Origin of the sequence: Pseudomonas sp. GM24 (assembly GCF_000282235.1) — a bacterium.
Taxonomy (GTDB): Bacteria; Pseudomonadota; Gammaproteobacteria; order Pseudomonadales; family Pseudomonadaceae; genus Aquipseudomonas.
The window spans coordinates 17494-43448 of the sequence record NZ_AKJR01000028.1 but is presented as its reverse complement, the minus strand read 5'-3'; the positions used below and the strand labels follow the sequence as shown (position 1 = coordinate 43448).

At 59.4% G+C, this 25955-nt stretch carries 20 protein-coding genes; 8 read left to right on the top strand and 12 right to left on the bottom strand.

All coding sequences use genetic code 11. The annotated features are described in order from the left end of the window. Positions 1 to 91: 91 nt before the first annotated feature. From PMI23_RS05065 to PMI23_RS05055, 3 genes are all read right to left on the bottom strand, one after another. Complete coding sequence (locus PMI23_RS05065; RefSeq protein ID WP_007910510.1) at positions 92 to 1336, bottom strand: lipoprotein-releasing ABC transporter permease subunit; 1245 nt, start codon at positions 1334 to 1336, stop codon at positions 92 to 94. 63 nt (positions 1337 to 1399) lie between these two features. Then, complete coding sequence (gene lolD / locus PMI23_RS05060; RefSeq protein WP_007910506.1) at positions 1400 to 2098, bottom strand: lipoprotein-releasing ABC transporter ATP-binding protein LolD; 699 nt, start codon at positions 2096 to 2098, stop codon at positions 1400 to 1402. Continuing rightward, on the bottom strand, positions 2091 to 3341 hold the full coding sequence (locus PMI23_RS05055) for a lipoprotein-releasing ABC transporter permease subunit (RefSeq protein WP_007910504.1): 1251 nt from the start codon (positions 3339 to 3341) through the stop codon (positions 2091 to 2093). The genes lolD and PMI23_RS05055 overlap by 8 nt, the downstream gene beginning before the upstream one ends. Before the next feature lie 94 nt (positions 3342 to 3435). On the opposite strand from PMI23_RS05055, the gene PMI23_RS05050 reads away from it, so the two are divergent. Continuing rightward, positions 3436 to 4017 carry a PilZ domain-containing protein gene (locus tag PMI23_RS05050; RefSeq protein WP_007910502.1) on the top strand — a complete coding sequence of 194 codons (582 nt, stop codon included), beginning with the start codon at positions 3436 to 3438 and terminating at the stop codon, positions 4015 to 4017. Between the two features lie 15 nt (positions 4018 to 4032). Next, positions 4033 to 4755: a glycerophosphodiester phosphodiesterase gene (locus PMI23_RS05045; RefSeq protein WP_007910500.1), complete on the top strand. Its 723-nt coding sequence runs from the start codon at positions 4033 to 4035 to the stop codon at positions 4753 to 4755. A 42-nt stretch (positions 4756 to 4797) separates the two neighbouring features. Here PMI23_RS05045 and sthA read toward each other — a convergent pair whose 3' ends face one another. Continuing rightward, positions 4798 to 6192, bottom strand: coding sequence for a Si-specific NAD(P)(+) transhydrogenase (gene sthA, locus PMI23_RS05040; protein WP_007910498.1), 1395 nt, complete (start codon positions 6190 to 6192; stop codon positions 4798 to 4800). A 197-nt stretch (positions 6193 to 6389) separates the two neighbouring features. Continuing rightward, a complete protein-coding gene (locus tag PMI23_RS05035; RefSeq protein ID WP_176472377.1) occupies positions 6390 to 7376 on the bottom strand; it encodes an FAD:protein FMN transferase in 987 nt (328 codons plus the stop codon). Positions 7377 to 7496: 120 nt separating this feature from the next. On the opposite strand from PMI23_RS05035, the gene PMI23_RS05030 reads away from it, so the two are divergent. Then, the gene (locus PMI23_RS05030) at positions 7497 to 8798 is read left to right on the top strand and encodes an MFS transporter (RefSeq protein WP_007910494.1); all 1302 of its coding nucleotides are present in this window, start codon (positions 7497 to 7499) and stop codon (positions 8796 to 8798) included. 182 nt (positions 8799 to 8980) lie between these two features. Here the strand turns inward: PMI23_RS05030 and PMI23_RS05025 are convergent, their stop codons facing one another. Continuing rightward, the gene (locus PMI23_RS05025) at positions 8981 to 10444 is read right to left on the bottom strand and encodes a glyceraldehyde-3-phosphate dehydrogenase (protein WP_007910488.1); all 1464 of its coding nucleotides are present in this window, start codon (positions 10442 to 10444) and stop codon (positions 8981 to 8983) included. A 354-nt stretch (positions 10445 to 10798) separates the two neighbouring features. Here PMI23_RS05025 and mfd point away from each other — a divergent pair, with 354 nt between their 5' ends. From mfd to PMI23_RS05010, 3 genes are read left to right on the top strand one after another with little or no spacing between them, the layout of a single operon-like run. Beyond that, positions 10799 to 14248, top strand: coding sequence for a transcription-repair coupling factor (mfd, locus tag PMI23_RS05020; protein WP_007910487.1), 3450 nt, complete (start codon positions 10799 to 10801; stop codon positions 14246 to 14248). Positions 14249 to 14258: 10 nt separating this feature from the next. Continuing rightward, on the top strand, positions 14259 to 14825 hold the full coding sequence (locus PMI23_RS05015; RefSeq protein ID WP_007910486.1) for a CsiV family protein: 567 nt from the start codon (positions 14259 to 14261) through the stop codon (positions 14823 to 14825). 11 nt (positions 14826 to 14836) lie between these two features. Beyond that, positions 14837 to 17527 carry a DEAD/DEAH box helicase gene (locus PMI23_RS05010; protein WP_007910485.1) on the top strand — a complete coding sequence of 897 codons (2691 nt, stop codon included), beginning with the start codon at positions 14837 to 14839 and terminating at the stop codon, positions 17525 to 17527. A 148-nt stretch (positions 17528 to 17675) separates the two neighbouring features. Here PMI23_RS05010 and PMI23_RS05005 read toward each other — a convergent pair whose 3' ends face one another. The 4 genes from PMI23_RS05005 to PMI23_RS04990 all read right to left on the bottom strand — a co-directional run bounded on the left by PMI23_RS05005 (position 17676) and on the right by PMI23_RS04990 (position 23605). Further along, positions 17676 to 20969: a DEAD/DEAH box helicase gene (locus tag PMI23_RS05005; RefSeq protein ID WP_007910484.1), complete on the bottom strand. Its 3294-nt coding sequence runs from the start codon at positions 20967 to 20969 to the stop codon at positions 17676 to 17678. Between the two features lie 9 nt (positions 20970 to 20978). Further along, complete coding sequence (locus PMI23_RS05000; protein ID WP_007910483.1) at positions 20979 to 21716, bottom strand: S-methyl-5'-thioinosine phosphorylase; 738 nt, start codon at positions 21714 to 21716, stop codon at positions 20979 to 20981. A 12-nt stretch (positions 21717 to 21728) separates the two neighbouring features. Then, the gene (nagZ, locus tag PMI23_RS04995) at positions 21729 to 22739 is read right to left on the bottom strand and encodes a beta-N-acetylhexosaminidase (protein ID WP_007910482.1); all 1011 of its coding nucleotides are present in this window, start codon (positions 22737 to 22739) and stop codon (positions 21729 to 21731) included. A gap of 158 nt (positions 22740 to 22897) precedes the next feature. Further along, on the bottom strand, positions 22898 to 23605 hold the full coding sequence (locus PMI23_RS04990) for a TetR/AcrR family transcriptional regulator (RefSeq protein WP_007910473.1): 708 nt from the start codon (positions 23603 to 23605) through the stop codon (positions 22898 to 22900). A 229-nt stretch (positions 23606 to 23834) separates the two neighbouring features. Between PMI23_RS04990 and lexA the strand changes: the two genes are divergently transcribed. Together lexA and sulA are read left to right on the top strand one after the other, a co-directional pair. Beyond that, positions 23835 to 24443 carry a transcriptional repressor LexA gene (lexA, locus tag PMI23_RS04985; RefSeq protein WP_003226590.1) on the top strand — a complete coding sequence of 203 codons (609 nt, stop codon included), beginning with the start codon at positions 23835 to 23837 and terminating at the stop codon, positions 24441 to 24443. A gap of 10 nt (positions 24444 to 24453) precedes the next feature. Further along, the gene (gene sulA, locus PMI23_RS04980) at positions 24454 to 24927 is read left to right on the top strand and encodes an SOS-induced cell division inhibitor SulA (protein ID WP_007910472.1); all 474 of its coding nucleotides are present in this window, start codon (positions 24454 to 24456) and stop codon (positions 24925 to 24927) included. Positions 24928 to 25021: 94 nt separating this feature from the next. Here the strand turns inward: sulA and PMI23_RS04975 are convergent, their stop codons facing one another. Together PMI23_RS04975 and PMI23_RS04970 are read right to left on the bottom strand one after the other, a co-directional pair. Beyond that, entirely contained in the window at positions 25022 to 25255 is a 234-nt protein-coding gene (locus PMI23_RS04975; protein ID WP_007910471.1) for a hypothetical protein, read from the bottom strand. 106 nt (positions 25256 to 25361) lie between these two features. Further along, complete coding sequence (locus tag PMI23_RS04970) at positions 25362 to 25886, bottom strand: DUF6586 family protein (protein WP_007910470.1); 525 nt, start codon at positions 25884 to 25886, stop codon at positions 25362 to 25364. Between the last annotated feature and the right edge of the window lie 69 nt (positions 25887 to 25955).

Here is a 25955-nt window from a genome sequence, read left to right as displayed (position 1 = left end):
GCCCGGGACGCTCCGCGTCCCTTCCAGAGCCGAACGCGGAGCGTCCGTTGAGGCGTTCCCACGCAGAGCGTGGGAACGAGCATGGAGTCGCTTACGAATATCTCAGGGCGTGAGCCGGCTCGATCTTCGCCGCCCGCCACGCCGGATACACCGTCGCCAGGAAGCTCAGAATAAAGCCCGCCGAGCAAATCAACAGCACATCCCCACCCTGCAATTCCGACGGCAAATTGCTGACGAAATACACATCCGAACTGAAGATGTGCTGCCCGCTGACTCGCTCGATCCAGCCCACGATCTGACTGACATTCAGCGCGGCGATCACGCCCAACACGCCGCCAATGATCGTACCGACAATGCCGATCACCGTGCCCTGCACCATGAAAATCGCCATGATCTGCCGTGGCGTGGCGCCGATGGTGCGCAAAATCGCGATGTCCGCGCCCTTGTCGTTCACCACCATGATCAGGGTCGCGATGATGTTGAACGCCGCCACCGCGACGATCATCAGCAACAGCAGGCCGATCATGGTTTTTTCCATTTTCATCGCGCTGAACAGGCTGCCCTGGGTGTGGGTCCAGTCGTCAGCCTTGAAGTCCGCGCCCAAACCGGCAGCGATATCCGAGGAGACTTTCGGTGCGGCGTACAGGTCTTTGACCGCCAGACGCACACTCTGAACCTGATTCGGCTCCCAATGCTGCATGGTCGCGGCATCGGCGACGTGGATCAGGCCCATGGAGCCATCCAGCTCAGCGCCGACCTTGAACACACCGACCACGTTCAGACGCTGCATGCGCGGGGTGATGCCGCCCGGCGCAGTACTGACTTCCGGGACGATCAGGGTGATCTTGTCGCCGACATTGAGGCGGAAACGCCGCGCAGTGATTTCGCCAATCACCACGCCGAACTCTCCCGGCTTCAACGCATCGAGACGGCCCTGCACGATGTGCTGGGCAACGATCGAGACCTTGCCTTCCTGCGCCGGATCAACGCCGCTGATCTGGATCGGCTGCATCACCCCCTTGTAAGACAGCATGCCTTCCATCTCAGTGAACGGCACGGCGGCAGTCACCTCAGGATTCTTCATCGCGGCGGCGGCGACCGGCTGCCAATCATCTATCGGCTTGACGCCGACGATGGTCGCGTGCGGCACCATGCCGAGGATGCGCGAGCTCATTTCGCGCTGGAAGCCGTTCATCACCGACAACACCACGATCATCGCCAGCACGCCGAGGGCGAGGCCGATCATCGAAGTCATCGAAATGAACGAAACAAAGCGATTGCGGCGCTTGGCGCGGGTATAGCGCGTGCCGATAAAGATCGATAACGGTCTGAACATTCGCTGGGGCACCGTATAAAAATAAAAGACCCGACGCCTTTACAGACGTCGGGTTTCAGCCAATCAGATAGGCGTGAGGCAGCCTTCTTGCAGGTGCAAGACGCGGTCCATCTGGCGAGCCAGGTTCATGTCGTGAGTCACCACCAGGAACGCCGTGCGCATCGAGGTGCTGAGTTCCAGCATCAAATCCTGAATGCCCTGGGCGGTGTGGGAGTCGAGGTTGCCGGTTGGCTCATCGAGCATCACCAGGCCTGGCTTGTTCACCAGGGCGCGAGCGATGGCCACACGTTGACGCTCGCCACCGGACAGTTCCGCCGGCTTGTGCTCCAGACGATGACCGAGGCCAACGCGCTCCAGCAATGCTGTGGCACGCTGACGGGCTTCCGGGATCGGCGTCTTGCCGATCAGCAGCGGCATGCAGACGTTTTCCAGTGCGGTGAATTCTGGCAGCAAGTGGTGGAACTGGTAAACGAAACCGAGCGCACGGTTACGCAACAGGCCACGCTTCTTCTCGCTCAGTGCCGACAACTCTTCGCCGTCGAGCCAGACGCTGCCCTTGGTCGGCGTGTCCAGACCACCGAGCAGGTTGAGCAAGGTACTTTTGCCCGAACCCGAGGTGCCGACGATCGCCACACGCTCGCCCGGGTGCAACTCCAGTTGCAGGCCGGCCAATACCTCTACCGATTCCGGGCCTTCCTCGTAGGATTTGCCCAGGTTACGGCAGCTCAAGATTGCTTGTTCACTCATGCCCGACTCACTCATAACGTAGCGCCTCCGCCGGCTGGGTGCGCGCGGCACGCCAGGCGGGATACAGGGTGGCGAGGAAACTCAGAACCAACGCCGCCGCGCAGACCATGACCACATCCTGGCTCTGCACCTGCGACGGAAGATAATCAATGAAATACACGTCAGCATTAAGGAATTTGTGGCCGATCAGGCCTTCCAGTGCCGAGATCGCGGCGCTGACATTAAGCGCCGCGAAAATCCCGACCACCGCACCAATCGCCGTGCCGACCACACCGATCACCGTGCCTTGCACCATGAACGTGCGCATGATCGTGCCCGGCGTCGCGCCCAAGGTGCGCAGAATGGCGATGTCGCCCTTCTTGTCGTTGACCACCATCACCAGCGTGGAAATGATGTTGAACGCCGCTACGGCGACAATCAGCAGCAACAGCAGACCGATCATGGCTTTTTCCATGCGGATCGCCTGATACAGATTGCCGTGGGTGCGCGTCCAGTCGCGGGCGTAGTAATGATCTTCGCCGAGTTGCTGGGCGATGTTCCATGCCACGCGTGGTGCCTGGAACAGGTCGTCGAACTTCAGGCGGATGCCCTGCACCTGATCAGGCTTCCAGCGGTGCATCTTCGCCAGATCCTGCAGGTTGGTGACGCCCAGATAGCCATCGAGTTCGCCGGCGCCGACATGAAAAATGCCGACCACGGTGAAGCGCTTCATCCGCGGGAACATCCCGGCCGGAGTCACGCTGACCTCCGGCGCGACGAAGGTGACCTTGTCACCGATGCCCACGCCGAGCTTGGTCGCGGCCTTGTCGCCGATGACGATGCCGAAGCTGCCCGGCGTCAAATCGTCGAGTTTGCCCTGCTTCATGAAGTTGTCGATGATCGACACGTTGCGCTCGAGCGCAGGGTCGATGGCGTTGAGCAACACCTTGGACACCTGACCGTTATTGGTCAGCAGGCCCTGCATCTGGGTGAACGGCGCAACCGCCGTCACCTGCGGGTTCTGCTTGACCTTGTTGGCCAGACTTTGCCAATCGTTGATCGGCTCAGTGGATTCAATGGTCGCGTGGGGCACCATGCCCAGCACGCGGGTGCGCATCTCATGATCGAAGCCATTCATCACCGAGAGCACGACGATCATCACGACCACGCCAAGGGCGAGCCCGATCATCGAAGTCAGGGAAATGAATGACACAAAATGATTGCGACGCTTTGCACGGGTATAACGCGTGCCGATAAATACGAAGAGAGGTCTGAACATGTCGGGGCTTGTTCGGAGGGAAAAGGAACGTCCTTGTGGCGGGGGTCGATAACCAGCTTTACACTCAGACCACCGCCGCTACCATGGGTTCGCCATGTCGACATTAGATGAAGAAGATCGCCGCGAATACTACCGTATCGAGGACACGATCGCACTGGAAATTCGGCCCCTGTCCGCTCCCGAAGCCGCAGGCCAGGAAGTGTTGCAGGATGCTTCCCCGCTGTTCAACCTGCTCAGTGAACTGCACCTGAGCGAATTCGAGTCGCAGCACCTGTTGCGCCAGATCAGCGAGCGCGACCGGGCCATCGCCGCGTTCCTGAAATCGCAGAACAAACGCATAGACCTGCTCAGCCAAGTGGTCGCCCTGACCGTGCTCGGCCATATCGGCGAGCCGCAACCGGTGATCATTTCCGAGGGCGGGATCGACTTCCAGCACCCGACGCCAATTGCCACCGGCGCACACCTGTCGGTGAAACTGGTGCTGATGCCGCAAGCGCTGGGCCTGCTGCTGCGCGCCCGCGTCACCCATTGCGATCGCAAGGGCGAAGGTTATGACATAGGCACCGAGTTCGAACACTTGACCGACGCCCAGCGCCAGTTGCTCGCCCGCTACATCTTGCAGAAGCAGGCCCAGGAACGACGTCTGGCCCGCGAACAGAACGAATCAGGCATTTAAATTTAAGGAAGAACCGTGACCCTCATCTACGGCCACCGCGGCGCCAAGGGCGAAGCACCGGAAAACACCCTGAGCAGCTTTCAGGAATGTCTCAAGCACGGCGTGCGCCGCTGCGAACTGGATCTGCACCTGTCCAAGGACGGCGAGTTGATGGTCATTCATGACCCGACCCTCAAGCGCACCACGGAACGGCGTGGCAAGGTCGTCGAGCACACCGCGGCCGAGCTGGTGACTTACGACGCGCGCAAGGGCGGCCCGGGCTGGATCAAACCCTGCCCGATTCCGACATTGGAAGAGCTGTTCGAAAAATGCGATTTCGAGCACTGGCAACTGGAAGTCAAAAGCGCTTCGCGTACTCGCGCAGCAACCACCGTGCTGGCGATTCGTGAAATGGCCCAACGGCATGGCCTGCTCGACAAGGTGACGATCACCTCGAGTTCGCGGGAAGTGCTGAAAGCGGCGCTGGATCTGGTGCCGGACGTGTCGCGCGGACTGGTGGCCGAATACGCCTGGCTCGACCCGCTGAAGGTCGCGGCCAGCTATGGCTGTGAGATTCTTGCGCTGAACTGGACGCTGTGTACGCCGGAACGCCTGCAGAAGGCGCAGCGTCAGGGGCTGCATGTGTCGGTGTGGACCGTCAACGAGCCTGCGCTGATGCGCAGACTCGCCGACTTCGGCGTTGACAGCCTGATTACAGACTTTCCCGGTTTGGCCACTGCCACCCTCGAGAATTGCTGAAATCGGTCTCCCCGGCCGGCTCAGGCCACCGGCCGGAGCCCGTCAAAAAAGCCGGTTGAGGCCGTCGTACGCTGCTACCCGATAGGCTTCAGCCATGGTCGGGTAGTTGAACGTCGTGTTGACGAAGTACTTCAGGGTGTTCAGTTCGCCCGGCTGGTTCATGATCGCCTGACCGATGTGGACGATCTCCGACGCCTGATAACCGAAGCAGTGAACGCCCAGCACTTCCAGGGTTTCACGGTGGAACAGGATTTTCAGCATGCCTTGCGGCTCGCCGGCGATCTGCGCACGCGCCATGCTCTTGAAGAACGCCTTGCCGACTTCGTACGGCACTTTGGCCTGGGTCAGTTCCTGCTCGTTCTTGCCGATCGAGCTGATCTCCGGAATGGTGTAGATGCCGGTCGGCACGTCATTCACAAAGCGCCAGCTACCGTTATCAACAATGCTGCCAGCAGCCGAACGACCCTGGTCGTGGGCGGCACTGGCCAGGCTCGGCCAGCCGATCACGTCACCGGCACCGTAGATGTTCGGCACGCAGGTGCGGTATGCCTCGTCGACTTCGATCTGGCCACGGCTGTTGACCTTGACGCCGATGTTTTCCAGACCCAGCGTGTCGGTGTTGCCGGTACGGCCGTTGCACCAGAGCAAGGCGTCGGCCTTGATCTTCTTGCCGGACTTCAGGTGCAGGATCACCCCGTTGTCGACGCCTTCAACGCGATCGTAATCTTCGTTGTGGCGCACGGTGATGTTGTTGTTGCTGAAGTGGTAGCTCAACGCCTGGGAGATTTCCGAGTCGAGGAAGCTCAGCAACTGACCACGGTTGTCGACCAGCTCGACCAGTACACCCAGACCGCTGAAGATCGATGCGTATTCGCAACCGATCACGCCGGCGCCGTAAACGATCAGTTTGCGCGGGGTGTGATTGAGGCTGAGGATGGTGTCGCTATCGTAGATACGCGGGTGGTGGAAATCGATGTCCGCCGGACGATAAGGACGCGAGCCAGTGGCGATGATGATGTGCTTGGCCACCAGTTTTTCGACCACACCGTTGGCGCAGACCACTTCGATGGTTTGCTCGTCGGCGAAACTGCCGGTGCCGAAGAACACGTCGACGCGGTTACGGGCGTAGTAGCCGGTACGCGAAGCGACTTGTTTGGAAATAACCTTTTCGGCGCTTTTCAACACGTCCGGGAAGGAGAACCAGCGTGGCTCGCCGATCGCCCGGAACATAGGATTAGTGTTGAACTGCATGATCTGCCGCACCGAGTGACGCAGTGCCTTGGACGGGATGGTGCCGAGGTGGGTGCAGTTGCCGCCGACCTGGCGACGGCTGTCGACCATCGCGACCTTGCGCCCTGCTTTGGCGGCGTTCATTGCCGCGCCTTCTCCCGCCGGGCCGGAACCCAGCACCACCACGTCGTAGTTGTAGACAGCCATGCGTACTCCTCAGAACAGGCCGCGGTGCCAGCAGCACCGGCGGCTAAATCACGCCGAACGGCGGCGCGAAGGAACAATTGGGGGTCAATCAAGAACCCGGACACAGTCTATAGAAGCGTCAACGCCGCGCACATTAACCCTTGGTCGCGTCGTAGGCTACTTTTGCCTGCACTACAACGCCAGCTTTCGTATTGTTCTCAGTCAGTTTTTTCGCCACTGAGGCGTTCGAAAGCCTTGTTGGTGCGGACGACAAAACCTGTATCGGCACGAATCACAAAGAATGCACCAATGTCATGCTTTTCGGCATAGTCCCAGGCCCTTTCAGGGCCGAGAATCAACAACAGCGTCGATAGTCCATCGGCCATCAACGCTGAAGGATGAATCACCGTGACTGACGCCAGATCGTGTAGGACAGGTGCACCGGTGTGCGCATCAAAAGTGTGGGAATAGCGCCGACCGTCCTGCAGGAAATAGTTGCGGTAGTCGCCGGAGGTGGAAACGCTGTAGCCGTCGACATTGATGATGCGCTCGGCGACCTGTTGATCGTCACGGGGCTCTTCGAGAGCAATGCGCCACGGTGAGCCATCAAGCTTTCTGCCTTTGGCTTTCAACTCACCCGTGGCTTCAGCGAGGTAATCGTGGATACCCAGGGCGTCGAGTCTGGCCGCGATGGTGTCGACGGCATAACCGGCGGCGATGCTATTGAAGTCGACCTCGACGGCGGCGTCTTTGCACAATTGATCGCCATTGACGTGCAGGTGCTGATGGCCGACCCGCTGCATCACTTCGGCCAGCGCAGCGGCGTCAGGGACTTTCTCCTCGCGGCCTTGTGGGCCGAACCCCCAGAGGTTCATCAGCGGTTCGACGGTCAGGTCGTAGGAGCCCTCGCTTTGCGCTGACAGTTGTTCGCCAGTTCGGACCAATTCGAGTACCGACCCAGGCATTTTCTGACAGCTGTTGGCGGGCAAAGCGTTGAAGCGCTCGATATCCGAATCATTGCGATAGGTGGACAACTGTCGATCGACTTCGCCGAGGATGCCCTCCACTTCACTGCGAACCTGAGTTGATTCAGGCATGCCGGCGTGGCGTACGTACTTGATTGAATACGTACTGCCCATGGTAGGCCCGCCGAAGCTTTCCATGGACTCGCCATTACCGCAGCCAGCCAATACGCCAGCCAGCATCACAAGCCAAAACAAGCGTCCAGTGAACAATTATTCATCTCTCCGTAAAACCGCGGCGGCCATTATGAATTAAAGGATCTGCAACATCTTTATACAAAATCCAATAGCGAGTACCTGAACATGTCCTCCACCACGGGCAAAGGCAAAGCGATCTTTCGCGTTGTCAGCGGCAACTTTCTCGAAATGTTCGACTTCATGGTCTACGGCTTTTACGCCACGGCCATCGCCAAAACCTTCTTCCCCACCGACAGTGCCTTCGCTTCGCTGATGCTTTCACTGGCCACGTTTGGTGCCGGTTTTCTGATGCGTCCGCTGGGGGCGATTTTCCTCGGCGCTTACATCGACCGTCATGGCCGTCGCCAAGGCTTGATCATCACGTTGGCGTTGATGGCTGCCGGCACCGTGCTGATTGCCTGCGTTCCGGGCTATGCGACCCTTGGCGTCGCTGCGCCATTAATCGTACTGTTCGGTCGTTTGCTGCAAGGCTTCTCGGCCGGCGTGGAGCTAGGTGGTGTGTCGGTGTATCTGGCAGAGATCGCCACACCGGGCCGCAAGGGCTTCTTCGTCAGTTGGCAGTCGGCGAGTCAGCAAGCGGCAGTGGTCTTCGCCGGATTGCTCGGTGTGGGTCTCAACCATTGGCTGAGCCCGGAACAGATGGGTGACTGGGGCTGGCGCGTGCCATTCCTGATCGGCTGCATGATTGTGCCGGTCATTTTCGTGATCCGTCGCTCACTGGAGGAAACCCCAGAGTTCCAGGCCAGAAAACATCGCCCTACCCTGCGGGAAATCGTCCGCTCGATCGGTAAGAACTTTGGCATCGTCATCGCAGGCATGGCACTGGTGGTGATGACCACTGTTTCTTTCTACCTGATCACCGCGTACACCCCGACATTCGGCAAGGCTGAACTGCACCTGTCGGACTTCGACGCGTTGCTGGTTACCGTGTGCATTGGCCTGTCTAATTTTTTCTGGTTGCCGGTGATGGGTTCAGTGTCCGACAAGATCGGACGTAAACCCCTACTGCTCGCGGCGACGATTCTGGCGATTCTGACAGCCTACCCTGCCCTGTCGTGGCTGGTGGCGAACCCGAGTTTCAGCCATTTGCTGATCGTCGAGTTGTGGCTGTCGTTCCTGTATGGCTCGTACAACGGCGCGATGGTGGTGGCGCTGACCGAGATCATGCCGGTGGAAGTACGTACGACCGGCTTCTCGCTGGCCTACAGCCTGGCGACAGCGACGTTCGGCGGGTTTACCCCGGCGGCGTGTACGTATCTGATTCATGTGCTGGATAACAAGGCTGCGCCGGGGATCTGGCTCAGTGGTGCGGCGGTGCTGGGGTTGATTGCGACGCTGGTGTTGTTCCGGGGCAATAAGCATGAACTGCGCACGGCGCAGGCAGCCATACCCGGCGGCGCCCGATAGGACGCCATCGCTGGCAAGCCAGCTCCCACAAGTTTATTTGGCGGTTACACGATTGCATTCACACCCCAAGACCCTGTGGGAGCTGGCTTGCCAGCGATGAGGCCGCAACAGTCAATCGAGATTTAGCAGGCATAAAAAAACGCCCCGACCTAGGTCGGGGCGTTTTCATGTGCAGCTATCGCTTAGCGCGGGAACGCTGGCGGGTTTACACCAGCCATGTCTTCCATCACGCGGATAACCTGGCAGCTGTAACCGAACTCGTTGTCGTACCAGACGTACAGAACAACGCGATTGTCCTGAACGATGGTCGCTTCAGCGTCGACCACACCGGCGTGGCGCGAGCCCACGAAGTCGGTCGAAACCACTTCCTGCGAGTTAACGAAGTCGATTTGCTTGTGCAGATCGGAGTGCAGCGCCATGTAGCGCAGATACTCGTTCATTTCTTCACGGGTGGCGGCTTTCTCAAGGTTGAGGTTGAGAATGGCCATCGATACGTTCGGCGTCGGAACACGGATCGCGTTACCGGTCAGCTTGCCGGCCAGCTCAGGCAGGGCCTTGGCAGCAGCGGTGGCAGCACCGGTCTCGGTGATGACCATGTTCAGCGCGGCGCTACGACCACGGCGATCGCCCTTGTGGAAGTTGTCGATCAGGTTCTGGTCGTTGGTGTACGAGTGAACGGTTTCAACGTGACCGTTGATGATGCCGAACTTGTCATTCACCGCTTTCAGCACCGGCACGATGGCGTTGGTGGTGCAGGAAGCGGCGGAGACGATCTTGTCATCAGCGGTGATTTCACCGTGGTTGATACCGTGAACGATGTTCTTCAGCTTGCCTTTGCCAGGCGCGGTCAGAACCACGCGATCGATACCCGGGCACTGCAAGTGCTGGCCCAGGCCATCAGCGTCACGCCATACACCGGTGTTGTCCACCAGCAGCGCGTCTTTGATGCCGTACTGGGTGTAATCCACCTCGGTCGGGTTCTTCGCGTAGATCACCTGGATCAGGTTACCGTTGGCGGTGATGGTGTTGTTTTCTTCGTCGATGGTAATGGTGCCGTTGAACGAACCGTGTACCGAATCGCGACGCAGCAGGCTGGCGCGCTTGGTCAGGTCGTTGTCGGCGCCTTTGCGCACGACGATGGCACGCAGACGCAGACCGTCGCCACCACCGGTTTTCTCGATCAGGATGCGCGCCAGCAGACGGCCGATACGACCGAAGCCGTACAGCACAACGTCAGTGCCTTTACGTGCGGAAGCGTTTTGCTGGCCAACCACGTCAGCCATTTCTTCACGAACGAATTGCTCGGCGCTACGGCCGTTGCCTTCGTTGCGGAATTTGAACGCCAACTTGCCCAGATCTACCGAAGCCGCGCCGAGCTTGAGCTCGCTCATGGCTTTGAGCAGTGGGAATGTTTCGTGGACGGAGAGTTCGCTGTCGTCGGAAGAACGGTGGCGCGCAAAGCGGTGAGCTTTGAGAATCGCGATGACAGACTGGTTGATCAGGCTGCGGCCATAGATCGAGCTCACCACGTTGTTATTGCGGTAGAGCTGACCGATTAGCGGAATCATCGCTTCTGCGAGTGCTTCACGGTCGATCCATTCACCAAGACACTGGTCGGGCTTCTGAGTCACGGTAACCTTCCACATGTAGGGGCAGAAAAAAGGGGCTACATTATGCCGCCCACAACCTCATTCAGCAATGCGCGCTTGTCGCGAAATCGGTAACAAAATTCCTTTCAAAAAAATCACACCTCGCGCCAGCCCAGTAAATACGCGGCTTCCAGCGCTGTCAATTTTTCGACGACTGTTAGACGATGTCTGTAACCCTCCGTAACACCAACCACTTTTGGCACTACATAATCGCTAAAAAAGCGCTGGTTTTTATGGTTACCACTACATTTCTCGCAAACATCGAAGATAGACGTAGTCTGCAACTGACAGGCGACACCGGACGCCGCTACAATTACCGACTTTGTCGCAAAGCCTGGAGCTCAACCTTCCGTGCCCGTTCTGCGTCTACCGCAACTCCCTGCCGAGGCAGGTAAACAGCATTGGGGCAATTTGCCCGGCGCTGCCCTCAGCCTGGCGATTGCCGAGGCTGCCAGCGCTGCCAAGCGCTTCACCCTGCTACTGACCGCCGACAGCCAAAGTGCTGAACGACTGGAACAGGAGCTGAGTTTCTTCGCCCCGGATTTGCCCGTGCTGCATTTCCCCGACTGGGAAACCCTGCCCTACGACCTGTTCTCGCCGCACCAGGACATCATTTCCCAGCGCATCGCCAGCCTCTATAGGCTGCCGGAACTGGCGCATGGCGTGCTGGTGGTGCCGATCACCACAGCGTTGCACCGCTTGGCGCCGACCAAATTCCTGCTTGGCAGCAGCCTGGTGCTGGATGTCGGGCAGAAACTCGATGTCGAACAAATGCGTTCGCGGCTCGAAGCCAGCGGCTATCGTTACGTCGACACGGTGTATGAGCACGGCGAGTTCACCGTGCGCGGTGCGTTGATCGACCTGTTCCCGATGGGCAGCAAACTGCCGTATCGCATCGACTTGTTCGACGATGAAATCGAAACCCTGCGCACCTTCGATCCGGAAAACCAGCGCTCCATCGACAAGGTCGAGTCGGTCAAGCTGCTGCCGGCCCGTGAGTTTCCGCTGCAAAAAGACGCGGTCACCCGTTTCAAGGCGCGCTTTCGCGAGCGCTTCGACGTCGACTTCCGGCGCTGCCCGATCTTTCAGGATCTGAGCAGCGGGATTACCCCGGCCGGTATCGAGTATTACCTGCCGCTGTTCTTCGACGAAACCTCGACGCTGTTCGACTACCTGCCGCAGGACACGCAAGTGTTCTCCCTGCCGGGCATCGAGCAAGCGGCGGAAAACTTCTGGAACGACGTGCGCAATCGTTATGAAGAGCGCCGCGTCGATCCATCGCGTCCTTTATTGCCACCGGCGGAATTGTTCCTGCCGGTGGAAGATTGTTTCGCCCGCCTGAAGAGTTGGCCGCGTGTGGTCGCCAGCCAACAGGATGTAGAAGGCGGTGCAGGTCGCGAGCGCTTCCCGGCACAAGCACTGCCGAATCTGGCGATCGAAGCCAAAGCCACACAACCGCTGGCGGCGCTGTCGGCATTTCTCGATGAATTCCCCGGTCGCGTGCTGTTCACCGCCGAGTCCGCCGGCCGTCGCGAAGTGCTGCTGGAGTTGCTTGAGCGCCTGAAGCTGCGACCGAAAACCGTCGACAGCTGGCCAGACTTCGTCGCGAGCAAGGATCGTCTGGCGATCACCATTGCCCCGCTCGACGAAGGCCTGATGCTCGACGATCCGGCGCTGGCATTGGTCGCGGAAAGTCCGCTGTTCGGCCAACGCGTGATGCAGCGTCGCCGCCGCGAGAAGCGTGCCGACGGCAATAACGATGCGGTGATCAAAAACCTCACCGAGCTGCGCGAAGGCGCGCCGGTGGTGCACATCGATCACGGTGTCGGCCGTTATCTGGGCCTGACGATTCTGGAAATCGACAATCAGGCGGCAGAATTCCTCACCCTCGAATATGCCGAGAACGCCAAGCTTTACGTGCCGGTAGCCAACCTGCATTTGATTGCACGCTACACCGGCAGCGACGATGCGTTGGCCCCGCTGCACCGCCTCGGCTCCGAGACATGGCAGAAGGCCAAACGCAAAGCCGCCGAACAGGTGCGTGATGTCGCCGCTGAATTGCTCGATATTTACGCCCGTCGCGCCGCTCGCGAGGGTTACGCATTTGCCGACCCGAAAGCTGATTACGCGACGTTCAGCGCCGGTTTCCCGTTCGAAGAAACCCCGGATCAACAATCGACCATCGAAGCCGTGCGTGAAGACATGCTCGCGCCGAAACCGATGGATCGCCTGGTCTGCGGCGACGTTGGCTTCGGTAAGACCGAAGTGGCAATGCGTGCGGCATTCATCGCCGTGCACGGCGGTCGCCAAGTGGCAATTCTGGTGCCGACCACCCTGCTCGCTCAGCAGCACTACAACAGCTTCCGCGACCGCTTCGCCGACTGGCCGGTGACCGTGGAAGTGATGAGTCGCTTCAAGTCGGCCAAGGAAGTCAACGCGGCGATCGCCGATCTGGCCGAAGGCAAGATCGACATCGTCATCGGCACGCACAAACTGCTGTCCGACGACGTCAAGATCAAAAACCTCGGGCTGGTGATCATCGACGAAGAGCACCGCTTCGGTGTGCGTCAGAAAGAACAGCTCAAGGCCCTGCGCAGCGAAGTCGACATTCTTACGCTGACCGCCACACCGATTCCGCGCACGCTGAACATGGCGGTGTCGGGCATGCGCGACCTGTCGATCATCGCCACACCGCCAGCACGTCGCTTGTCCGTGCGCACCTTCGTCATGGAGCAGAACAAGAGTACGGTCAAAGAAGCCCTGCTCCGCGAACTGTTGCGTGGCGGCCAGGTTTACTACTTGCACAACGATGTGAAAACCATCGAGAAGTGCGCCGCCGACCTCGCCGAACTGGTGCCGGAAGCACGCATCGGCATCGGTCACGGACAGATGCGCGAGCGCGAACTCGAACAGGTGATGAGCGACTTTTATCACAAGCGTTTCAATGTGCTGATCGCCTCGACCATCATCGAAACCGGTATCGACGTGCCGAGCGCCAACACCATCATCATCGAGCGCGCCGACAAATTCGGTCTGGCGCAACTGCATCAGTTGCGTGGTCGTGTCGGCCGCAGTCACCACCAGGCTTACGCCTACCTGCTGACGCCGCCGCGCCAGCAAATCACTTCGGACGCGGAAAAACGTCTGGAAGCGATTGCCAATACTCAGGATCTCGGTGCCGGTTTCGTCCTGGCCACCAACGACCTGGAAATCCGTGGCGCCGGCGAATTGCTTGGCGATGGCCAGAGCGGACAGATTCAAGCCGTCGGTTTCACGCTGTATATGGAGATGCTTGAACGTGCGGTGAAATCGATCCGCAAGGGCGAACAACCGAACCTCGATCAACCCCTCGGCGGTGGCCCGGAAGTCAATCTGCGGGTGCCGGCGCTGATTCCGGAAGACTATCTACCGGACGTTCACGCTCGTCTGATTCTGTACAAGCGCATTGCTTCGGCGACCGACGAGGAAGGCTTGAAGGATTTGCAAGTCGAGATGATCGACCGTTTCGGCCTGCTGCCGGAACCGACGAAGAATCTGGTGCGCATCACCGCGTTGAAGTTGCAGGCCGAGCAATTGGGCATCAAGAAAGTCGATGGCGGCCCGCAAGGTGGACGTATCGAGTTCGAAGCGCAGACGCCGGTCGATCCGATGACGCTGATCAAGCTGATCCAGAGCCAGCCAAAACGCTACAAATTCGAAGGCGCCACGATGTTCAAGTTCCAGGTGCCGATGGAACGCCCGGAAGAGCGCTTTAATACTGTAGAGGCGCTGTTTGAGCGCCTCCTCCCGAAATCTGTTTGAAGGACGCCCAATGCGCCTGTTTCGTTCGCTGACTTTGCTACTCACCTTGGTAGCACCCTCGGTTTTCGCCGATGACCTGTATCAGGTCGAAATGATTCTGGTGCGCCAGAACGCCGTACCGGCCATCGTCAGCCGCGCCGCGCCGGAAGACTGGGCCGCTGGTGCCCAGCGCCTGGCCGACGACAGCAAGCGCACGCCGGCGTTGAACGACGTGGTCAGCAAACTCACGGCCAGCGGCGACTACAGCGTGCTGATGCACAAAGCCTGGCAGCAAACCCTTGGCGAAGCACCGGCAAAAGTTGCGGTCAGCGACGGTCAGGAGCAGTTCGGCCAATTCCCGATCGAGGGCACGCTGGAGATGAAGCTCGGGCGCTTCACCGACGTGGCGGCCGACTTCTGGGTCAATCAGATCGACGCCAATGGCCTGGTCACTGCCAGCGAACGCCTGAAACAGGACAGCCACACCAAGAACGGCCAACTCAACTATCTCGACAACGGCCATCTGGCCCTGCTGATCAAGATCACTTCCCTGACCGCACCTGCGCCACGGGAATCGCCTGAAGCGATTCCGGACTGATCGAAGTCCTTATGAACCCGCCGCTGAGTAAACCGTTGGCGCCCTCCTGGGTCAGCCGATTCAAGGAACAGAGCCTGGAGCGTGGCCGTCGCTACGCCCTGGAAAACCGGGTACGCATCGCCCAGGTCGGCGATGCAACGATCACCGCCAGTTGTGAAGGCTCTGGGGGTAACGTTTACCGTCAGACCATTCACCTGCGCGAGTCAGCCAAAGGCACCTTGCTGCTGGTCGATGCCGGCTGCACCTGCCCCGTTCGCAGCAACTGCAAACACTGCGCAGCGGTACTGCTGAAAGTGCAGGAAACCCTTGATTACCCCGCCGCTGCGAAAGACGCCGAGCTGTTGGAGAAACTTCAAGCCGTGCTGGAGAATCGTGGCCCGAAAGCACCGCCGCAAGTGCTGGTCGATAATGTTCAGCCGATGCCGCGGCTGTGGCTGGCCAGCGTCGAATTCAGCGCTTTCGAACCACGCAACGGCAAGATGCAGCGTTATATTCAGCATCGCGCGGCGCTGTCGTTCAGCTATCTCGACGAATACGTCAGCGGGCAGAAGAACAGCGACATTCTGATCCGTCAGGAAACCCAGACGCTGCGGATAAAACGTCACCCGGAAGTCGAACAGTCCTACCGCGAACAGTTAAGAATCCTCGGCTTTCGTATCGCCACTCGCCAGAGCAAAGCGCTACCGGAGAGCGCGGGCGAGCTGTACGAAATGGTCAACGACAGCGCCTGGCTGACGTTCACCCTTAACGATCTGCCGAAACTGCGAACGCAGGGCTGGGAATTGCAGATCGATGAAGAGTTCGGCTTTGACCTGACCGCTGTGGATGACTGGTACGCCACAGTCGAGCAGGCGCCGGAGCGTGACTGGTTTGATCTGGAGTTGGGGATCATCGTTAACGGTGAGCGCCTGAGCCTGCTGCCGATCCTGCTCAATCTGATGCGCTCGCATGCGGAGATTCTCAATCCCGAACGCCTTGCGCGCCGTCGCGATGACGAGCTGATTCTGGTCAACGTCCCACAACGCAACATTGAGCACGGGCCACTGCAGGTGGCGTTGCCGCTAGGCCGGCTGAAACCTGTGCTGATGACGCTCGGCGAGTTCTATTTGCAGGAGCCGGGCGAAACCACCCTGCGCCTGAGCAAGGCGGACGCTACGCGACTCAACTCGCTGGAAGGCATTCCGCTACTGTGGGAAGGCGGCGAGCAGATCCGCACGTTCGCTCAACGTCTGCGCGACATTCGTGATTTCAGCGTTGAAGCGCCGAAAGGCTTGAATGCGACGCTGCGCCCGTATCAGCTTGAAGGCTTGAGCTGGATGCAATCGCTGCGACAACTGGAAGTCGGCGGGATTCTCGCGGACGACATGGGTTTGGGTAAAACCCTACAGACCCTGGCGCATATTCTCAGCGAGAAAAACGCCGGGCGTCTCGATCGACCGTGCATGGTGGTGATGCCGACCAGCCTGATTCCAAACTGGCTGGATGAGGCGGCGCACTTCACCCCGCAACTGAAAGTAGTCGCGCTGTACGGCGCCACTCGCAAGAAGCATTTTGACAACCTGGGTGACTTCGACCTGATCCTCACCACCTACGCGCTGCTGCCCAAGGACGTCGAACGGCTGGCCAAGCAGCCGCTGCACGTATTGGTGCTGGATGAAGCGCAGTACATCAAAAATCCGAACAGCAAAGCCGCTCAAGCCGCGCGCGAGCTTAATGCACGTCAGCGCTTGTGCTTGAGTGGTACGCCGCTGGAAAACCACCTGGGCGAGTTGTGGTCACTGTTTCACTTCCTGTTGCCGGGCTGGCTTGGCGACGTGAAAAGCTTCAACGCCGATTACCGCGTGCCGATTGAAAAGCGCGGCAGTGAAGTCAGACTTCAGCACCTCAACGGTCGGATAAAACCGTTTCTGCTGCGCCGCACCAAGGAACAAGTGGCCACCGAGTTGCCGCCGAAAACCGAGATCATCCATTGGGTCGATCTCAACGAAGCGCAGCGCGATGTGTATGAAACCATGCGCCTGGCAATGGACAAGAAAGTCCGCGACGAGATCACCCGCAAAGGCGTGGCGCGCAGCCAGATCATCATTCTGGAGGCGCTGCTCAAGCTGCGTCAGGTTTGCTGCGATCTGCGCCTGGTCAACGACGCCACCCTGCCCGCTCGCGGCAGCACCTCCGGCAAGCTCGACAGTTTGATGGAAATGCTCGAAGAACTGTTCGAGGAAGGCCGGCGGATCCTGCTGTTTTCGCAATTCACCTCGATGCTGTCATTGATCGAAGACGAGCTGAAAAAACGTAACGTTTCCTACGCGCTGTTGACCGGCCAGACCCGCGATCGACGGACGCCGGTGAAGGAATTCCAGAGTGGCAAGCGTCAGATCTTTCTGATCAGCCTGAAGGCTGGCGGTGTCGGCTTGAACCTGACGGAAGCGGACACGGTGATTCACTACGACCCGTGGTGGAACCCGGCGACCGAAAATCAGGCGACGGATCGTGCGTACCGGATTGGTCAGGAAAAGCCGGTGTTCGTTTACAAGATGATTGCCCGGGGTACGGTGGAGGAGAAGATTCAGCACCTGCAGAAGGAAAAGTCCGACTTGGCGGCGGGCGTGCTGGATGGGCGCAAGGCCGGGGACTGGAAGTTGCAGAGTGATGATATCGAAGCGTTGTTTGCGCCGCTGCCGGACAAGCTCGACAAGCGTTGAGATTTGCGTAGCCGGTTAGATAGCTATCGCTGGCAAGCCAGCTCTCACAGGTATCGAGTTGGAACACAGTTTTGTGTACGGCTCAAAACCCTGTGGGAGCTGGCTTGCCAGCGATGGGGCCATCAGATATTGCTCTATTACTTAGGGCTCAGCCCTTGGCAACAGGCAACGGCGCAAACAGCGCCTCAATGTCACTCTGCTCCAGCTTCCAGCCACCCGTCGTCCCGCCTTCAAGCACCGCCCCGGCCAACGCTGCTTTCTCCTGCTGCAGCGCCTGTATTTTTTCCTCTACTGTGCCGCGAGCGATCAGCTTGTAAACGAATACCGGATTGTTTTGCCCGATTCGATAGGCACGATCGGTGGCCTGATTCTCCACTGCCGGATTCCACCAAGGGTCGAAATGGATCACCGTGTCCGCAGCGGTCAGGTTCAAACCGGTACCCCCGGCCTTCAGACTGATCAGAAACAGCGGCACCTTACCGCCCTGAAAGTCCTTCACTGGCGTGCGCCGATCCGTGGTGTCGCCGGTCAACAACGAATAGGCAATGTCACGTTGCTGCAATTCTTCCTCGATCAAGGCAAGCATTGAGGTGAACTGCGAGAACAGCAGGATCCTGCGACCTTCGCCGAGCAGTTCTTCGAGCATCTCCATCAAGCTGACCAGCTTGCCACTGCCGGAGCGCAGTGCCTTCGCCGTCAGCGGCATCTTGATCAGACGCAAGTCGCAACAGACCTGCCGCAGCTTGAGCAAGGCATCAAGAATGATGATCTGACTACGCGCCACGCCACTGCGGGCAATTTCGTCGCGGACTTTTTTGTCCATCGCCACGCGCACCGTTTCATAGACGTCGCGTTGGCCGTCGCTGAGATCAACCCAATGGACAATCTCGGTTTTCGGCGGCAACTCGGTGGCCACCTGATCCTTTTTGCGGCGCAGCAAAAACGGCTTGATGCGCGCTGTCAGGTGCTGCATGCGCTGAACATTGCCGTGCTTCTCGATTGGCGTGCGGTAATCGCGATTGAAGGACTTGCTGTCGCCAAGCCAACCGGGCATGAGGAAATGAAACTGCGACCAAAGCTCGCCCAAGTGGTTTTCCAATGGCGTGCCGCTCAGGCACAAGCGCTGGCGGGCCTGCAAGTCGCGTGCGGCCTGCGCGGCTTTGCTGATCGGGTTTTTGATGTTCTGCGCTTCGTCGAGAATCAGTACGCTCCACAGCTGCGGCTGCAAGGTCTCCAAATCCCTTGGCAGCAACGCGTAAGTGGTCAGTATCAGATCGTACTCAGCCAGATCAGCGAAATCCTTTTGCCGCCCCGAGCCGTGCAGCGCCAATACTTTCAACTGGGGGGTGAAACGCTCGGCCTCGTCGAGCCAGTTGGGAATCAGGCTGGTCGGCATCACCGCCAGAGCCGGACAATCAAGGCGACCGGCGTGTTTTTCCGTGAGCAGATGCGCCAGGGTTTGCAGCGTTTTGCCCAGCCCCATGTCATCGCCCAGAATGCCGCCGACCTCAAGCTCGCGCAGGGTTTGCATCCAGTTCAGGCCTTCGAGCTGATACGGGCGCAGTTGCGCGTTAAGGCCGGCCGGCGCAGCGACCTGGGTGTGACTGGAATTCTGCAAGCGCTTGGCGAAGGTGCGCAGCCGCTCGCCCCCCAGCCAATCCAGCGGCACGCCATCGAGCATACTCAAGCGCGCGGCATCCGGGACACTCAAACGCAGTGCATCGCCCTGATGGCCGCCCAGGTACAACTCGCCCAGCGTGGCCATCAGCGGCTTGACCCGACTCAGCGGCAGCGCGACCTTGGCGCCCGAAGAGTCACCAAAACCGCTGGGGTTCAGTTCGATCAGGAGTTTTTCGTCATCGCTGCGTTGCGCCAGATTGACCGGGTCAAGCAAGCGCGGCTGGGTGCGCAACAAGTGCAGAAGGATTGGTAGCAGACTATAGCGCTGGCCATTGACGACGATACCCAACTGCAAATCAAACCACTGATGCCCAGCCTCTTCTTCGACCTCGGCGTACCAATGCTCAACCGGTTGCACATTGAAATGAAAGCCGGGACTCATCTCCACTTCCCAGTTCGAGGCGCGCAACGTGGCAAGCCCTTCGTGCATAAACCCGAGCCAGGCGGAATCATCCGGCAACGTGAACATCTCACCGGGACGATCCAGCGAGCTCTTGCGCGTGGCTTTCTTGAAGCCGAGCTTTTGCAGGATCTGGCGCAGTTTCTTTTCCACCGCCGGCTGGCGTTGAATGCGCTGGGTTTCGGTACCGTTGAGGATCATCACTTCCGGGTTGCGATCCACCGTCGGCTGGCCGTTGTAGGTAAACACCAGGGCAGCGCGGTGCTCCAGAACGTATTCCCAGCGCGAGCGCTCCCGACCGCTGACGAGAGTCAGTTGTGGCTGCGGTAATACGTCGTCGATGATTCGTTCGGTCAGTTGGTGTGGCGGCGGGATTCTCGTCGCGGCGCTCATGCGATGGCTGAACTGCATGGCCTGACGTGCCGGAATGTCCGGCGCCAGAGTCAAATGGCTGGCCAGTTTTTCTTCCAGCTCATTGAACAGAGGGCCAATCTGCCGCTGTTCACGATCCAGGTAATAAAGCGGCTCCAGCGCCAGCACAGTTTCCTGCGCCGCCTCGGCACTGCTCCACTGCGCGCGGAAACCGCCGTCGGCCTGCTCGGCCCAGGCGAACTGGCCGATGCGCTTCGCGCCCGGCACCAACGGTCGCAGATCCTCGAAATCGAGGAACAGCCGCGAGGTACGCAGGAGCATTTCCAGCAGTTCGGCGCCGCTGCTGCCTTCCAGCGGATAGCCGCTGTAATAGGCGTGGTGAGAGTGCATGGCAACCAGCAGCCTGGCGACACGCAGATCCAGCTCGGACAGGTAGCCGGGCTGACGCATGAGCATTTCCGCCAGCGAATACATCGGTTTGACTTCGCGTAACTCGCCGCTCTTGAGCTGGGAAACCTTGAAAATATCGAGCAGCCACTTGCCGCTCACAGGCGTTGGCTTGAGTTTGTAAAACAGGCGCGTGCCTGCGGTTTGCGCGCCTTCTTCGGCAGGCTTGGCCGGAACGGGGATGGTCGAAAGCCAATGTTCCAGCGCCCGCCCCAACGGGATCTGTGCATCACTTTCAGACGCTTCATGATCACTGCCCTGCAGGTGATAGAGCACCGCAGCGCAGTGTTTGCAGTCGATTGAGACAGGACAGGTGCACAGGCAACGCAAGTTGACAGAACCCAGCCGATCTTCGGACAGGTAAATGGTTTGTTCATACGCCTGATTTTCCGAACCGACGCAGAACGCCTCAATCTTTCTGTCATCGATCTCGATGATCTCTACCCGATCATCAGCGGCATAAGCCCGGGCCTTGGCCAGCGCGCCGCTAGTGAATGCCCGGGGCCAGGCCAACGACTTAAGCCGTTCGATGAGAATGCTCATGGGCAGTCCTTAGCCGGCCAGCACCCGCGCCAACGCCGATTTCACCTTACCCATGCCGTCATGCAACGCCTGCTCGATCTCGGCCATGGTAATCACCTCCGTGGTCTTGCCCGCCGCCGGATTCACCACCAGCGCCAGACAGGCGTAATCCAGATCCAGCTCGCGGGCCAGTGCGGCTTCCGGCATGCCGGTCATGCCGACGATGTCGCAGCCATCACGTTCCAGACGCACGATCTCGGCGACCGTTTCCAGACGCGGGCCTTGGGTGCAGGCGTATACGCCTTGATCGCTGTACTCGCAGCCCTCGGCAGCTACCGCGGCAATCAATTGCTGACGCAGCGGCTCGCTGTAAGGAAAGCTGAAGTCGATGTGGGTGACATGCTCCAGATCATCGGCGAAAAAGGTGTGCTCGCGCCCGCTGGTGTAGTCGACGATCTGGTGTGGTACGCAGAAATGTCCTGTGCCCATGGCCGAATGAATCCCGCCCACGGCGTTCACCGCGATGATCGCTTCGGCCCCGGCCTGCTTCAGCGCCCACAGGTTGGCGCGGTAGTTGACCTTATGCGGCGGGAAGCGATGCGGGTGACCGTGACGGGCGAGAAACAGCACTTCCTTGCCGGCGTATTCGCCAATCTGCACGTCGGCCGACGGCGCGCCGTAGGGCGTGTCCACTGCCAGCGATTGGCGAATGGTCAGGCCTTCGAGTTGGGTCAGGCCGGTGCCACCGATGATTGCGTAAACCGTCATAGCGAAAAATCCTTAATCAATCAGTTGAGCGTCTTTGAGCGCGCCGATGGCGGTGAGCCAGCGCGGATCCTGACGGTAGTCGGTGCTGGCGAAGGCCTGACCGCGCATGCGGGCGATTCGGGCCGATGGCTTGACCTTCATACGTTGTGCGGCGCTCAGGGCCAGTTCGGCAGCGGCGCGGTCGTTGCACACCAGGCCCATGTCACAGCCGGCAGTCAGCGCAGCCTCGATGCGACTGGCGGCGTCGCCGACCACGTGGGCACCGGCCATCGACAGATCGTCGCTGAAAATCACGCCATCGAACTGCAATTCGCCGCGCAGAATGTCCTGCAACCAGCGCCGGGAGAAACCGGCTGGCTGCGAATCCACCTGCGGATAGATGACGTGCGCCGGCATGATCGCGGCCAGTTGTTTGCTCAGCTTGGCGAACGGCACGAGGTCGTTGGCGCGGATTTCGTCGAGGCTGCGCTCGTCATTCGGGATCGCCACGTGGGAATCGGCTTCAGCCCAGCCATGACCGGGGAAGTGCTTGCCAGTAGCGGCCATGCCAGCGCTGTTCATGCCGCGAATGAATGCGCCGGCGAGTAACGCGGCGCGCTCAGGATCGCCTTCGAACGAACGGGTGCCGACCACGGCGCTGCGCTGGTAATCCAGATCGAGCACCGGGGCGAAACTCAGGTCGAGACCGACCGCCAGCACTTCGGTAGCCATGATCCAGCCACATTGCTCGGCGAGGTATTCAGCATTCGGGTTGTCGGCGATCGCGCGCATGGCCGGCAGCCGCACGAAGCCCTGACGCAGACGCTGCACGCGACCGCCCTCCTGATCCACTGCCAGCAAAAGATCCGGGCGAATTGCGCGAATCGACGCACTCAGCTCACGCACTTGGCGCGGATGCTCGATGTTGCGCGCGAAAATGATCAGGCCGCCCACTTCGGGCTGACGCAACAATTGGCGATCTTCGGCCGTCAGCCAGGTACCGGCGACGTCCACCATCAACGAGCCTTGCAGGCCAGCAGTCATAGAGATTCCTTGAAAACGAAAAACCCGATCCGCAACAAATCGCTACCGTGAGCCATGCTCGGCAGGTCGGCAATTTCTATGGATTTCGGGTTCAGAACGAGAGTCGGCATGGGCGGCTAGCTTAGCGGATACAAGCTGCCGCGCCCACCCGTGCGCGGTTAAACCTTGGCGGCGACCGGCGTAGATTTGCTGCGCGGACGCAGTTGCGCGGTGGCCATCGCGGCGTCAGTGACACCGGTTTCGGCGCGCATGCCCGCAGCGAGGAACGGCACCATCAGGCGCATCACTTGCTCGATGGAGGTGTTGACGCCGAAATCGGTCTCAGCGATCGCGCGCAAGGCCTTGATGCCGGACATGCTGAACGCGGCGGCGCCGAGCATGAAATGCACGCGCCAGAACAGTTCGATCGGCGGAATGCGTGGTGCGGCTTCGTTGACCAGCAGCATGTAGCGACGGAACACCTTGCCGTACATGTCTTCCAGGTAACGGCGCAAGTGGCCCTGACTCTGGCTGAACGCGAGACCGAGCAGGCGCATGAAGATCGACAGATCATTGCCGCTGCGTGGTTGAACCACGAGCGCCTGCTCGACGAGGATTTCCAGCAGTTCTTCGAGCGTCGGTTTGTTTTCAGGCTTGGCCTGACGGCGCTCCAGTTCCTTGTCCAGGCTGATGCAGAACGGCCCGAGGAAGCGCGAGAAAACCGCCTGAATCAGCGCTTTTTTCGAGCCGAAGTGATAGTTCACTGCTGCCAGGTTGACGCCAGCCTTGCTGGTGATTAAACGCAATGAGGTTTCAGCGAAACCTTTCTCCGCGAACAACTGCTCGGCAGCATCAAGAATGCGTTCAACGGTTTCCGACTGGGCCATGGCTACTCCGCCTGACAAACACTTGTTTGAAACATACGTTTCAGCCTGTGCCTTGTCAAGCCCGCCTGTTCGTTTTGGGAATGGTCGGTCAGCTATTTAACCACACAAGCCCAGTGCATTAATAAGCACGAAAGCCGACCGTCCGGCGGCGCAGGAAAAAACGGGCATTGCCAAGGGCGATTCACTGTATATAATCCCAGTCACTGTATAAAAAGACAGAGCGATCAATATGCTAAAGCTGACGCCACGCCAAGCCGAGATTCTGGCCTTTATCAAACGCTGCCTCGAAGACAACGGCTACCCGCCAACCCGCGCGGAAATCGCTCAGGAACTGGGTTTCAAATCGCCGAACGCGGCTGAAGAACATCTCAAGGCACTGGCCCGCAAAGGTGCCATCGAGATGACCCCTGGCGCTTCTCGCGGTATTCGCATTCCCGGCTTCGAAGCCAAGGCCGACGACTCCACTCTGCCGATCATTGGCCGGGTCGCTGCCGGCGCGCCAATCCTCGCCCAGCAGCACATCGAAGAATCCTGCAACATCAATCCGGCCTTCTTTCATCCACGCGCTGATTATCTGTTGCGTGTACACGGCATGAGCATGAAGGACATCGGCATTTTCGACGGTGACCTGCTCGCCGTGCACACCACCCGCGAAGCGCGCAATGGCCAGGTCGTCGTCGCCCGCATCGGCGATGAAGTGACGGTCAAACGCTTCAAGCGTGAAGGCAGCAAGGTCTGGCTGATTGCCGAAAACCCTGAGTTCGCCCCGATCGAAGTCGACCTGAAAGATCAGGAACTGGTGATCGAAGGCTTGAGTGTCGGCGTCATTCGCCGCTAAAGGAGGCTTTATGCAGTTCCCACACACCCCTCAGCAAACACAACTGCCTTTATTCGAAGCGTTTCTGGCGCAACCGATGGCGCCGATCCTGAAAGACGTGGTCGAACGCCCTTGGAATGCCGAACCCGAAGTATTCAGTGAGCTGTCACTGCGCGGTGCTGCCGGGAACTGCCTGAACCTGCTCGCCCCGATCCTGCGCGAACTCAGTGAAGATCAGGACGCGCGCTGGCTGACGCTGATCGCACCACCTGCCAGCCTGACCCAGACATGGCTGCGAGATGCCGGGCTGAATCGCGAACGCATTCTGCTACTGCAACCAAGGGGCGCTCAGAGCGCTCAACAACTGGCGTGCGAAGCTCTGAAGCTGGGTCGCAGTCATACCGTGGTCACTTGGCTCAACCCGCTAAACACCCACTCGCGGCAACAACTGATCAGCGCTGCACGCACGGGCGACGCTCAGAGTCTAAACATCCGCTTGGGTTGATTGCTGGCAGCACGCGCTGTGTGAAGCGCAGGGCTTCTCCAGGGACAGAGAAGCCGATCTGAAGCGGTAACATCAAACAGTAGAAAGGCGGGGATCAATGAAGAACCCGCGGCCCCTCTTCCTTATCAAACTCGCCTTCGACCATACGACCGGCCATTTGCACGCCGACGCTCAACATCGCTTTAGCGATTTCCACATGCTGACCTTGCAGGAACGCCTTGGCATCGTCGGAGAAATCCAGCGTCACCAAAGAACCCTCGTCCTCAGCCCTGCGCAGTTCGATTCGGCCGTCTGGTAACTCGACAATTTCTAGAAAGGACGTTGGCATAAAGGTCTGTTCTCCACGAAAGGCAGGCATTATATAGACATCATTCAGGCTTCGCTCGGGATCTTGACCAGCAGCATGTTTCAGATTGCCACCGTGTCAATCGCCCTCAGCACTCGTTCAAGCCTTCGCGAAAACGTATCGCCAGACCTTTCAAGTTCTGCCGCCAGCTCTCCAGCTCCTCTCGACTCAACTCTTCCGGCGCTTCCTCTTCATCCAGATTAATCGCCTGAATCAACGGTTGAGTCACATCCCCTTTCGGTTTGTGTGGCACCCGTGGCGGCTGGAACAGCGCCGAATGCGCAGCCAGCAGTTTTGCCAGCCAGGTTTCAGAGTTGCCCGCCAACTCAACCATTTCTGCGAGTTCAGGAATCGCAATCGACTCCAGCACTTCACGCGTCAGCAGCATCTCAGCCCGCGGCGCATTGGCCTGCGGCAGACGATAGAAACCCGCGATCTCGTGGCAAAGACCCAGCAAGGCGCCGTACAGGTGAAACAGCGCCGATTCACGTCCGGCCTGAATCAACGCCAGTGAATTCATCGCCCGCCCCTCCTCAGCGCGAGCCAAGGCTTCGAGCGACAGGCCAGCGAAATAGATCTTCTGATTGGTACGGGTATAGAGTTCGTGAGCCATGACGGCGCTCCCCACAACGAAATAATTGCTTCACACAGGCCGGACAGTGTCATGGATCAGTTGATCCCA

Excerpts from the sequence above, each read along its gene's own strand:
- PMI23_RS05065 (WP_007910510.1), bottom strand. The coding sequence starts at position 1,336 with ATGTTCAGACCGTTATCGATCTTTATCGGCACGCGCTATACCCGCGCC.
- lolD (WP_007910506.1), bottom strand. The coding sequence starts at position 2,098 with ATGAGTGAGTCGGGCATGAGTGAACAAGCAATCTTGAGCTGCCGTAAC.
- PMI23_RS05055 (WP_007910504.1), bottom strand. The coding sequence starts at position 3,341 with ATGTTCAGACCTCTCTTCGTATTTATCGGCACGCGTTATACCCGTGCA.
- PMI23_RS05050 (WP_007910502.1), top strand. The coding sequence starts at position 3,436 with ATGTCGACATTAGATGAAGAAGATCGCCGCGAATACTACCGTATCGAG.
- sthA (WP_007910498.1), bottom strand. The coding sequence starts at position 6,192 with ATGGCTGTCTACAACTACGACGTGGTGGTGCTGGGTTCCGGCCCGGCG.
- PMI23_RS05035 (WP_176472377.1), bottom strand. The coding sequence starts at position 7,376 with ATGCTGGCTGGCGTATTGGCTGGCTGCGGTAATGGCGAGTCCATGGAA.
- PMI23_RS05030 (WP_007910494.1), top strand. The coding sequence starts at position 7,497 with ATGTCCTCCACCACGGGCAAAGGCAAAGCGATCTTTCGCGTTGTCAGC.
- PMI23_RS05025 (WP_007910488.1), bottom strand. The coding sequence starts at position 10,444 with ATGTGGAAGGTTACCGTGACTCAGAAGCCCGACCAGTGTCTTGGTGAA.
- PMI23_RS05015 (WP_007910486.1), top strand. The coding sequence starts at position 14,259 with ATGCGCCTGTTTCGTTCGCTGACTTTGCTACTCACCTTGGTAGCACCC.
- PMI23_RS05010 (WP_007910485.1), top strand. The coding sequence starts at position 14,837 with ATGAACCCGCCGCTGAGTAAACCGTTGGCGCCCTCCTGGGTCAGCCGA.
- PMI23_RS05005 (WP_007910484.1), bottom strand. The coding sequence starts at position 20,969 with ATGAGCATTCTCATCGAACGGCTTAAGTCGTTGGCCTGGCCCCGGGCA.
- PMI23_RS05000 (WP_007910483.1), bottom strand. The coding sequence starts at position 21,716 with ATGACGGTTTACGCAATCATCGGTGGCACCGGCCTGACCCAACTCGAA.
- nagZ (WP_007910482.1), bottom strand. The coding sequence starts at position 22,739 with ATGACTGCTGGCCTGCAAGGCTCGTTGATGGTGGACGTCGCCGGTACC.
- PMI23_RS04990 (WP_007910473.1), bottom strand. The coding sequence starts at position 23,605 with ATGGCCCAGTCGGAAACCGTTGAACGCATTCTTGATGCTGCCGAGCAG.
- lexA (WP_003226590.1), top strand. The coding sequence starts at position 23,835 with ATGCTAAAGCTGACGCCACGCCAAGCCGAGATTCTGGCCTTTATCAAA.
- sulA (WP_007910472.1), top strand. The coding sequence starts at position 24,454 with ATGCAGTTCCCACACACCCCTCAGCAAACACAACTGCCTTTATTCGAA.
- PMI23_RS04975 (WP_007910471.1), bottom strand. The coding sequence starts at position 25,255 with ATGCCAACGTCCTTTCTAGAAATTGTCGAGTTACCAGACGGCCGAATC.
- PMI23_RS04970 (WP_007910470.1), bottom strand. The coding sequence starts at position 25,886 with ATGGCTCACGAACTCTATACCCGTACCAATCAGAAGATCTATTTCGCT.